Source organism: Desulfosarcina sp., from assembly GCF_046496365.1.
Classification (GTDB): domain Bacteria; phylum Desulfobacterota; class Desulfobacteria; order Desulfobacterales; family Desulfosarcinaceae; genus Desulfosarcina.
This window is the reverse complement of sequence record NZ_JAWOHB010000041.1, coordinates 1-10,010: the sequence shown is the minus strand read 5'-3', so window position 1 is coordinate 10,010 and position 10,010 is coordinate 1. Positions and strand designations below refer to the sequence as shown.

At 59.6% G+C, this 10,010-nt stretch carries 8 protein-coding genes and 1 pseudogene; 1 reads left to right on the top strand and 8 read right to left on the bottom strand.

Annotated features, from left to right (window positions below; all coding sequences use genetic code 11):
* From R6V78_RS02790 to R6V78_RS02780, 3 genes are all read right to left on the bottom strand, one after another.
* The coding region (locus R6V78_RS02790) for a hypothetical protein (RefSeq protein ID WP_410287802.1) at positions 1 to 301 on the bottom strand (301 nt) is incomplete at its 3' end.
* Between the two features lie 12 nt (positions 302 to 313).
* Positions 314 to 1,954: an L-aspartate oxidase gene (gene nadB, locus R6V78_RS02785; protein ID WP_410287801.1), complete on the bottom strand. Its 1,641-nt coding sequence runs from the start codon at positions 1,952 to 1,954 to the stop codon at positions 314 to 316.
* 93 nt (positions 1,955 to 2,047) lie between these two features.
* On the bottom strand, positions 2,048 to 2,713 hold the full coding sequence (locus R6V78_RS02780; protein ID WP_410287800.1) for a TIGR04211 family SH3 domain-containing protein: 666 nt from the start codon (positions 2,711 to 2,713) through the stop codon (positions 2,048 to 2,050).
* Positions 2,714 to 2,871: 158 nt separating this feature from the next.
* On the opposite strand from R6V78_RS02780, the gene R6V78_RS02775 reads away from it, so the two are divergent.
* Positions 2,872 to 3,300, top strand: a complete 429-nt coding sequence (locus R6V78_RS02775) for a DUF1178 family protein (protein WP_410287799.1) — start codon at positions 2,872 to 2,874, stop codon at positions 3,298 to 3,300.
* Positions 3,301 to 3,346: 46 nt separating this feature from the next.
* Here the strand turns inward: R6V78_RS02775 and R6V78_RS02770 are convergent, their stop codons facing one another.
* The 5 genes and pseudogenes from R6V78_RS02770 to R6V78_RS02750 all read right to left on the bottom strand — a co-directional run.
* Positions 3,347 to 5,563 (bottom strand): ATP-dependent RecD-like DNA helicase, encoded by a 2,217-nt coding sequence (locus tag R6V78_RS02770; RefSeq protein WP_410287798.1) that lies wholly within the window; start codon positions 5,561 to 5,563, stop codon positions 3,347 to 3,349.
* A gap of 12 nt (positions 5,564 to 5,575) precedes the next feature.
* Positions 5,576 to 6,136: a D-glycero-beta-D-manno-heptose 1,7-bisphosphate 7-phosphatase gene (gene gmhB / locus R6V78_RS02765; protein WP_410287797.1), complete on the bottom strand. Its 561-nt coding sequence runs from the start codon at positions 6,134 to 6,136 to the stop codon at positions 5,576 to 5,578.
* Positions 6,137 to 6,262: 126 nt separating this feature from the next.
* Positions 6,263 to 7,036 (bottom strand): septal ring lytic transglycosylase RlpA family protein, encoded by a 774-nt coding sequence (locus R6V78_RS02760; RefSeq protein ID WP_410287796.1) that lies wholly within the window; start codon positions 7,034 to 7,036, stop codon positions 6,263 to 6,265.
* A gap of 28 nt (positions 7,037 to 7,064) precedes the next feature.
* Positions 7,065 to 9,416, bottom strand: coding sequence for an endopeptidase La (lon, locus tag R6V78_RS02755; protein WP_410287795.1), 2,352 nt, complete (start codon positions 9,414 to 9,416; stop codon positions 7,065 to 7,067).
* Between the two features lie 10 nt (positions 9,417 to 9,426).
* A pseudogene (locus R6V78_RS02750) lies at positions 9,427 to 10,010 on the bottom strand (hypothetical protein); the annotation flags it as partial.

Here is a 10,010-nt window from a genome sequence, read left to right as displayed (position 1 = left end):
CGCCGGCGAACCCGATAAAGACTCCCAGGGGAATGAGCGCGGAAAGAAAAAACAGAACCAGGCCCCCGGCCTGGGATCCGCGGCAGACCTTGACCAGCCAGCTGTAATACGGCCGCAACAGCATCGTCAGGATACCCGCAACCACGGGGGGCAGCAATACATTCTGAAAAGCGCCGACAAAGTGCGTCAGTCCCCACACGATCGCGCTGAAAACCGCCAAAAGCAACAACACTGCTCCAAGCGTCATCGCAGTGGCAACGGTCTCACGTTGTCTTGGGCTCAGTTCGAATTCTTTAAACATCATGCCTCCCGACTACCCCACAATCTCCCGGCGGATCACCGTGTCTTTCTTCCAGCGGCGATCATCCCTTTTCGGATAACCGATGTTGTAATGCAGGCCGCGGCTCTCCTTGCGGTGGGCGGCGCACTTGATGATCAACTCGGCCACGGTGGCGATGTTGCGCAGTTCGATGAGGTCCGGCGAGACTTTGAAATTCCAGTAGTACTCCCGGATCTCATTCTGGATGGTGTCGATGCGGCGCTGGGCCCGGGCCAGGCGTTTGTCCGAGCGCACGATGCCCACATAGTTCCACATGAGGCGCCGGATTTCGTCCCAGTTGTGGGCGACCATGATCTGCTCGTCGCTGTCCGCGGTGCCCACGTCGTCCCAGCCGGGGAGTTCCGGGAAGGCGCCGTTGGGGTTGGCGGCCAGATCCTGAACCGCCTGCCGGGCGGCGGTATCGGCGTAGACCAGCGCCTCCAGCAGGGAGTTGCTGGCCAGGCGGTTGGCGCCGTGCAGGCCGGTGCAGGCGGTTTCGCCCACGGCGTAGAGGCGGTTGAGGTCGGTGCGCCCCAGCATGTCGGTGACCACGCCGCCGCACATGTAGTGGGCGGCCGGTACGACGGGGATCGGTTCCCGGGTCATGTCGATGCCGAAAGTCAGGCACTTCTCAACCAGGTTGGGAAATCGGCTCGTGACGAAGGCCGCCGGCCGGTGGGTGATGTCCAGAAACACGCTCTCCCGTCCAGTGCGCTTGAGTTCCGTGTCGATGGCACGGGCCACCACGTCCCGGCAGGCCAGGTCCTTTTGGGGATCGTAGCGCTGCATGAACGAATTTCCGTCGGCATCCATGAGGCGGCCGCCTTCCCCGCGAACCGCCTCGGAAATGAGAAAGTTTTTGGCCGCCGGATGGAATAGGCAGGTGGGATGAAACTGGACGAACTCAAGGTTGGCTACGGTGGCGCCGGCCCGGTAGCCCATGGCGATGCCGTCGCCGGTGGCGATGTCCGGATTGCTGGTGTACAGATAGACTTTGCCGGCGCCCCCGGTGGCCAGCACCGTGATGGCGGCGCCGAAGGTCTTGACCCGGTTTGACCGGCGGTCCAGTACGTAGGCGCCGCAGCAGTAGTCTTCGTGGGTGGTGGTGACCAGGCCGCGCTTGATGCGGGTGGAGAAGGTGATCAGGTCGACGGCCATGTGGTTTTCGAAAAAGCGGATATTTTCGTGCTGACGGGCCCGCTCCAGCAGCACCCGCTCCACTTCACGGCCGGTCATGTCGTGGGCGTGGACGATGCGGTTGCGTGAGTGGCCGCCTTCCCGGCCTAGATCAAAAGCCTTGCTGCCGTTTTCCGGCGGACCGTCTTCTGCGGTGTTGAAGTGGATGCCGATTTCCATCAATTCCCGGATCCGTTCCGGACCGCCGGTCACCACCAGGCGGACCACGTCGGGATTGCACAGGCCGTCTCCGGCATCCAGGGTGTCCCGGATATGCAGATCGAAGGAGTCCCGCCCGTCGAAGACGGAGGCAATACCCCCCTGGGCCAGGTTGGTATTGCTGTCCACGGCCCGTTTTTTGGTGACGATGGCCACCGTGTGAGACGCAGCAACCTTAAGGGCAACCATCAAGCCGGCAATGCCGCTGCCGATAATCAGGAAATCAGTCCGCGTGTCCATTCGTCATCTTTCAAAGCAGCCAGGCGGTCAGTGGAAATCCAAATTCCCATCGATCGACCCTGCGTTGCCTGGGGGGGCAGGGGGCCGGATAGGCTAATACAGGGAGGTTCTGGCCTTGCGTCGGCTTGAGCTGAAGAGACCGATGAAAAAACCGACCAGCATGATGCCGCCACCGGTGAGCACCCACTGGATGATGCGGTTGCGTTTCATCTGCATGTTTTCATCGTCCAGTTTGGCACTGCGGGTTTTTTCCGCTTCCAGTTCGGCGGTCACCTCCTGGTGACGCTGCTTGAGCTTTAAGAAATCGGAGGATTCCTTCTTCAGGGTTTCGTAAGCGGTGCTGAGTTCGTCCCGGTTCCGGCGGTTCTGGGCAAGATCGGCATCGGTCGATTTTTTCTGGGATTCGAGTTCGTTGAAGCGTTCCTGCAGGTCCTTGAATTTGGCGGTCAGCACGTCGTAGTCCTGCCGGACCTGTTCCAGCAGCATGGCACTGGGCGGGCTGGTGGAGAGATAGCGGTTGAGCGCCCAGCCTTCCCGGCCGTTGGATTCGCGCACCTGGGACCACTCTTCACCTTTTTCCACCATTTCCAGCGCGGTACCGCTTTGGGGCAGGGAGATGATCTTACGGTCAGCGCCTGGACCGGTCCGCAAGGGAATTTCAAAGTGGTCGGAGACGTAAACAGTTTCCGCGATACTCGCGGCCGGCAGGATCAGAAGGCCAATCAGAAACATCCAGAACCACGCGTTCAGGTTTTTCATAACCAAGCACACTCCATTTTATTGGGGTTGTTTCCAGCGCTGGAAAAAAATGGGTTCATTTTGAGTTGAAAGAGAAGCATCTGTCAATAATTTCTTTTCAAAGTGATAGCCCTGTGATAATTCAAAAAGTGTAACAGAAACAGGCAGGTGATGGGTTAATGATAGCGTACGACCTACAATGCTGCAACGGCCACCGGTTTGAAGGCTGGTTTGAAGACAGCCGGTCATTTGACCGGCAGAAAAAGCAGGGGCTGATCGCCTGCCCGATCTGTGAGGAGACGGCTGTTTCCAAAATGCCCTCCACCTTTGCCATCAAGGGGGCAAGCGGCACGGTACCCCCAAAATCCGGTGCTAAAGGCGACCTGGCGGTGCTAAGCCAACAGATCGCCGACTATGTGGAAAAAAATTTCGACAATGTGGGTGCCGATTTTGCCCGAGAGGCGCTGAAAATGCATTATGGCGTCAGCGAACCCCGCAACATCCGCGGCTTCAGCACATCCACTGAGGAAGCGACCCTCAAAGCCGAAGGCATCAGTTTTTTCAAGTTTCCCGTATCGTCGGAATCATCCGATCCCGACGCGTCCTGACCCGTTTGCCACTCACCCCGGAGCGGTCATCTACCAATCTTTGATCTCAGAAATCCGTCCTCACGTCGCCGTCTTCCGGCAGTTCCGGGCTCAGGCGCCGGGCTAGCATGGAGCGCCGCTGGCGGGGCCGATCGTTCTTCAGGGCCACGTTCAGTGCTTTGGTTGTGCCCACCATGACCACCAGCTGTTTGCCGCGGCTCAGCGCGGTGTAAAGCAGATTGCGCTGGAGCATGATGTAGTGCTGGATGAGCAGGGGAATCACCACCGCCGGGTATTCCGATCCCTGGGATTTGTGCACGGAGATGGCATAGGCCAGGCTCAACTCGTCCAGCTCTACGAAGGCGTAGGGTACCTTGCGGCCATCGTAGTCAACTTCGGCGCATTGCTTTTGCAAATCGATGCTGTCCATGATGCCGATGTCCCCGTTGAACACTTCCTTGCGATAGTTGTTGCGCAGGTGCATTACTTTGTCGCCCACTTTGAAGCGGCTGCCCATGACCTCGACCTGCTCACCGCCAGGATTCAGGGCCCCCTGGAGCACCCGATTCAGGTTGAGCGTGCCCACTGGGCCGCGATGCATGGGCGTGAGCACCTGAATGTCGCGCACGGGGTCCAGTCTGAAGTGACGCGGGATCTCCAGACGGCAGAGCTTGACCACCGTTTCCACCACCCGTTCGGGGTCGGCCTGTTCCATGAAGTAGAATTCGGACAGTGCATCCGGATCGTCGGGCGGCGTCATGACCGGCAACTGGCCGTTGCGAATCCGATGGGCGTTGACCACGATGGCGCTCTGCTCGTCCTGACGGAAGATCTCGGTGAGCGCGTAGGTCATGATCCTGCGGGAACCGATCAGGTCCGCCAGCACATTTCCCGGCCCCACCGACGGCAGCTGGAATACGTCTCCCACCAGGATGAGGGTGGCGGTCACCGGCACGGCCCTGATCAGGTGGGCCATAAGCAGCGTGTCCACCATGGAGGCTTCATCCACGATGACCACATCTGCCGCCAGCGGGTCGTCTTCGCCGCGTTCGAACTGTCCGTCGGCCAGGTTGTATCCCAGGGCCTTGTGCAGGGTGGCCGCCGGGCGGCCGGTAACCTCGGCCAGCCGCCGGGCGGCCCGTCCCGTGGGGGTTGCCAGCAATACGCGGTGGCCCAGTTTCTCAACAACTGCGGTGATGGAGCGGATCAACGTGGTTTTGCCGGTGCCGGGGCCACCGGTGATCACCGACACCTTGTGGGTGAGTATTTGGGACAGGATCTCTTGCTGCTGCCTGGAGAGGGTGATGGACAGCTTCCTGAGCACTTCCTCGGTAATCAGCCGTTTGTCCGGCGGGGCCTCGGCCGGGGAAATGGACTGCATGGCCAGGATGCGGCGGGCAATGACGGATTCGGCCTGGTGGAGCAGTCTGGGAAAGACCAGGGGTGAAGCCGTCGCATGGCTGTCTTCCGTCACCACCAGTTCACCGGCTTGAACCAGATGGTCCAGGGCGGCTGTACCGGCTTCTGACCCCACATCGAAATCCTCCCGGCACTGGTCGAAGAGCTGGTCCCGGGCGATGTAGGCGTGCCCCTGATCCACAGCCTGCTCGAGCAGGTGCAGCAGACAGGCCCTGGCTCTACCCATCTCATCCACCGGCGTGTCCGCGTGCCTGACGATGGCGTCGGCAATGCGAAAACCAATCCGGGGAATATCTTCGGCCACACGGTAGGGATCGTTGCACAGAATGTCGATGACATCCGAGCCGTACGCGCGCAGCAGGCGTGCGGCGTAGGCCGTATCCACGCCGGCCTCCTCCAGAAAACGGATCAGCTGTCTGGCTGCGTGATGGGAGCTCCAGGCCGAGGCGATGCGCCGGGCGGTTTTTTTGCCGATCCCGGCCACCTCCGTGAGCCGTTCCGGACGGGTTTCAATCACCGTCAGGGTATCGGCCTTGAAATGGCCAATGATCCGTTCGACCAGCCTGGGGCCGACGCCCCTGATGAAGCCCGATTCCAGGTAGCTGCGGATGCCGTCCACCGTGGCCGGCAAAAGCCCCTTGAAGGTGGTGAAGGCCAGTTGCTGCCCATAGCGGGCATGGCTTTCCCATTGGCCCTGGATTTCTATGGATTCTCCAACCCTGGGGTCGGGCATGGTGCCCTTGATGGTAATGCTGCGTTGGTTTTCGTCTGTACACAGCCGGGCGATGGTGAAGTGATTCTCGCCATTGTGGTAGGTGATCCGCTCGATGCGGCCGGCCAGGGTGATTTGCGGGGTGGGCGTCATGGGCATCGTCTGTTAGGCATGCAAGTCCAGGATCCAGCCGACCGCCCGATCCAGGTCGGCGGCCACGTGATCGGGGGGGCGGCCGATTTCTTCAAGGGAATGGACCGCGGACATCCCGTTGCCGGTTTTCACCAGCACGGTCCGCCCGCAGCCGGCGGCCTGGCCGGCCAGGATATCCTTGACGCTGTCGCCCACCATGACGGCGCCGGCAAGGTCAATTCCGTAGCGCTTGCGGGCAGCCAGAATCATCCCCGGTTTAGGCTTGCGGCAAGCGCAGTTTTCATCCGGCCGGTGAGGGCAGAAGAAGATGTCCGTGATCCGTCCACCGCTCTTGCAGGCGGACCGACACAGCCTGCGGTGAATCGTTTCCAGCTCGGGCAGGGTAATCATACGGCGGTTGACGGCCGATTGGTTGGTGATGACGATGACCGCATAGCCGTTGCGGGTGAGGCGGGCGATGGCGTCCAGGCTGCCCGGGATAAAAAAAAACTCCGCCCAGCACTTGATGTAATCGGAGGAGTCCATGTTGATGACGCCGTCGCGGTCCAGAAATACGGTTCCGCATGGGTTCACGATAGGGGATCGCTGCTGGTTCATGGGTGATGGAGAAGGGTCCAAGGAGGCAGGGGTGCATGCGACGATATGACACCATTCAGCTTGCTTTTTGGGTTTTTGGGGAACATTTTCAGTCCTCAGTCCCTATTCAGCGACAATAAAGGCATCGGGATAGCCGTTGTCGGACAGATGCCGCTCGTATTTCTCGGCGCTTTCGAGATCGTTGCAACGGCCCACGCGAACCCGGTAGAAGACGGCATCACCGCGATCATAGGCAGTGACGTGCGCATTGGCGAAAGTCGTGTCCAGTTTGGCCCGCAGTCGCTCCGCATTGTCCCGGTTGGAAAAGGCCCCCACCTGGAAAGTGAAGGCACCGCTGTAGTAGTCCACCGGAACGAACGTCGGGCCCGTGGTCGTCTGGCGGCGTTCGCCCAGGGCCACAACTTCAACCCGTGCCGTACCGGCGCCAACCATGTCCATCTGCTGGGCGGCGGTGTAGGATAGATCAATGATTCGTCCATGGACAAAGGGACCCCGGTCGTTGATCCGGACGACAACCTGTTTGCCGTTGTCCAGTCCCCGTACCTGTACCCAGGTTCCCAGGGGCAGGGTCTTGTGGGCGGCGGTCATGGCGTACATGTCGTAGATTTCACCGCTGGAGGTCTTGCGTCCATGGAACTTCTGACCATACCAGGAGGCGATGCCCTGCTGTGAAAAATCCTTGGCGTCGGGTATGGGCTTATACCAGGTGCCGTATACCCGGTAAGGTTTGGGTTGGCCTGGGGGCGCAGGTGGTGGCGGAGGCGAAGATGCGCAGGCCTGGAGTAGCAACAGCGCAGCGCCAAACAGGGGCGGCAGCCATCGCCGTGCATCCTGGCCCACCTTGTGGCTGCCGCGAAAAATCGTTTTTATCCGCAATGGCGTGGATCCTTGTCTTTCAATTTCGTTACTGCATCAGGGCGATTTTGAGTACATCGATCATTTTTTCCATGAAATGAAACTTGATATCTTCGCGCACTTTCTGGGGAATGTCCACCAGGTCCTTTTCGTTCCACTTGGGTAATAAAATGGTTCTGATGCCTGCCCGGTGGGCGGCCAGTACCTTTTCCTTGACACCGCCCACGGGGAGCACCTGGCCCCGCAGGGTGATCTCGCCGGTCATGGCCAGGTCCTTTTGGATGGTCTTGTTTTTCAGCAGCGACACCAGGGCCGTGAGCATGGTGACCCCGGCCGACGGGCCGTCCTTGGGAATGGCGCCGGCAGGCACATGCACGTGAATGTCGTGTTCGTCGAAGAAATTTTCATCAATGCCCAATTTTTTGGCGTTGGCGCGGATGAAGCTCAGGGCTGCCGTGGCCGATTCCTTCATGACGTCTCCCAGCTGGCCGGTGAGGGTTAGACCCTTTTTTCCCTTCATGGCCGTGGCTTCAATGAACAGCAGGTCGCCGCCGAAGGGGGTCCAGGCCAGGCCCATGGCCACTCCGGGGGTTGACATGCGGGCCTTGGCTTCCGCCTGAAGTTTGACAGGCCCCAGGTATTCGGCCACATTGGCCACCTTGATGGCAGCCTTTTTGATCTTGCCCTCGGCGATGCCGGCAGCCACACCCCGGCAGATGGTGGCGATTTCCCGTTCCAGATTCCGCAGACCGGCTTCGCGGGTGTAGCCGGCGATGATGCGCCGCACCGCCCCGGCGGTGATGTTTATCTGTTTGGCCTTGAGGCCATGGGCGTCCCGCTGGCGGGGAATCAGGTAGCGCGCGGCGATGCTGACTTTTTCATCTTCCGTATAGCCCAGCAGCTGGATAACCTCCATGCGGTCGCGCAGGGCTGAGGGGATGGTGTCCAGCACGTTGGCCGTGGTGATGAACATGACCTTCGACAGGTCGAAAGGCACGTCCAGGTAGTGGTCGGAAAAAGAGAAATTCTGTTCGGGGTCCAGCACCTCCAGCAGGGCCGAGGAAGGGTCTCCGCGGAAATCAGAGCCCACCTTGTCGATCTCATCGAGCATGAAAATGGGGTTGTTTGAGCCTGCCCGCCGCAGTCCCTGGATAATTCGGCCCGGCAGTGCGCCCACGTAAGTACGCCGATGTCCCCGAATCTCCGCCTCGTCGCGCACGCCGCCCAGGGAGATGCGGTGAAACTTGCGCCCCAGGGCCCGGGCGATGGAGTTGCCCAGCGATGTCTTGCCGGTGCCGGGTGGGCCGACAAAGCAGAGAATGGGGCCTTTGGAGTCGGGTTTGAGTTTTCTCACGGCCAGGTACTCGATGATCCGACGTTTGGGCTTTTCCAGGCCGAAATGGTCTTCGTCCAGCACCTTGCGGGCCGTCTTGATATCCAGTCTGTCCTCGGTGGCTTCGTTCCAGGGCAGCTCAGTGAGCCAGTCCAGGTAGGTCATGGCCACCGTGTACTCGGCAGAAGAGGGGTGCATGCGCGTGAGGCGCTCCAGTTCGCGTTCGGCCTCCTTGGCCGCCTCTTCGGGCAGTTTCTTTTCCGTGATCTTGGCCCGGTATTCCTCTATTTCAACCGTGGCCTCATCGGTTTCGCCCAACTCCTCTTTGATGGCTTTGAGCTGCTGGCGCAGGTAGTACTCCCGCTGGCGCTTGTCCATGTCCCCCTTGACCTGGGATTGGATCTTGTTGCCCAGCTCCAGAATTTCCAGCTGATGGTGAACCAGCTTGGTGACGGCCTTGAGACGCTTGGTGGAGTCCTGAATCTCCAAAATGAGCTGTTTTTCTTCCGGGGTGGCGTTGATTGTTGAGGCCACCATGTCCGCCAGGGTGCCTGGCTCCCTGATGGAGGCGGCCATGGATCCCATCTCCTGGGGAAGGCCCGGGGACAGCTGCACGATTCGGCCGAACTGTTTGTTGAGGTTGGCCTTGAGAGCTTCGGTTTCATTGTCGGTGTGGTCGATATCGGTGAAGTGCTCCACTTCGGCCACCAGGTAGGACTTCCCCTTCTGGAATGCCTTGACACGAAAGCGGCTCAGGCCCTGGACCAGCAGTTGGGCCCGGTTGTCCTCGGTCTTGGCCATCTTCAGGATCATGGCGGCCGTGCCAACCGTGGCCAGGTCTCCGTTTTCGGGGTCCGGCCTTACGTTCTCCTGCTTCTTGGCCACAAGCAGACCGATCATGCGGTCCTTGGCCATGGCCTCATCGATCAGGTGGACCGATTCACCTTTCATCACCACCAATGGCAACACCATTTTTGGGAACAGGGTCGCATCGTACAGCGGAAGGATAGGCAGAACTTTCGGAATATTGTCCGTGTTGTAGTCCATGGATGGTTTTTTTTCTTGCATGACGCCCTCCTTAAAGGGTGTGTATGGATGCGGCAATCTGCCGCCCGTGCCTGCGGACAAGGCGGCCGATCCGCCCGGTGATTTTTGGGGACATGGTGCTACTCTTCGCCATGAACATGGGAAAAAACCGCGGTAACAGAGTGGCTGCTTCCACAACAGCTTTATACCCCGATACTGTAGCCATCGATGAAAGGATATCCATCGACTGAGCCCTGGTAGTCCTGGGTACAAGGTCCAGGGCCAGCACTGTCAATCCCCGGAGCCTCACCTTTTCAAGCCACTCACTGTTCTCAACCGGGGCAAGAACGGTACAGAGTACCTGGCCTTCGCTGAATGAGCTGACATTGTCGTCAAGAGGGGGATTTACCGAGAGAAGCATGGAGGCATTGCTGATCACTTCTTTCCGTGCAGCCACGGAAGCCCCGGCCTCCTCATAGGAGCTGTCGCCTGCATAAGCTCTTTCACCTGCACCATGTTCAACCATCACTTCAACACCCATCTTTTTTAATGCGGCAACTTCGCCGGGAAGCATGGCTACCCTGTTTTCGCTTGCCGCTTCTCTGAGAATTCCTATTATCATAAGTTTGGAGTTTG

Excerpts from the sequence above, each read along its gene's own strand:
- nadB (WP_410287801.1), bottom strand. The coding sequence starts at position 1,954 with ATGGACACGCGGACTGATTTCCTGATTATCGGCAGCGGCATTGCCGGC.
- R6V78_RS02780 (WP_410287800.1), bottom strand. The coding sequence starts at position 2,713 with ATGAAAAACCTGAACGCGTGGTTCTGGATGTTTCTGATTGGCCTTCTG.
- R6V78_RS02775 (WP_410287799.1), top strand. The coding sequence starts at position 2,872 with ATGATAGCGTACGACCTACAATGCTGCAACGGCCACCGGTTTGAAGGC.
- R6V78_RS02770 (WP_410287798.1), bottom strand. The coding sequence starts at position 5,563 with ATGACGCCCACCCCGCAAATCACCCTGGCCGGCCGCATCGAGCGGATC.
- lon (WP_410287795.1), bottom strand. The coding sequence starts at position 9,416 with ATGCAAGAAAAAAAACCATCCATGGACTACAACACGGACAATATTCCG.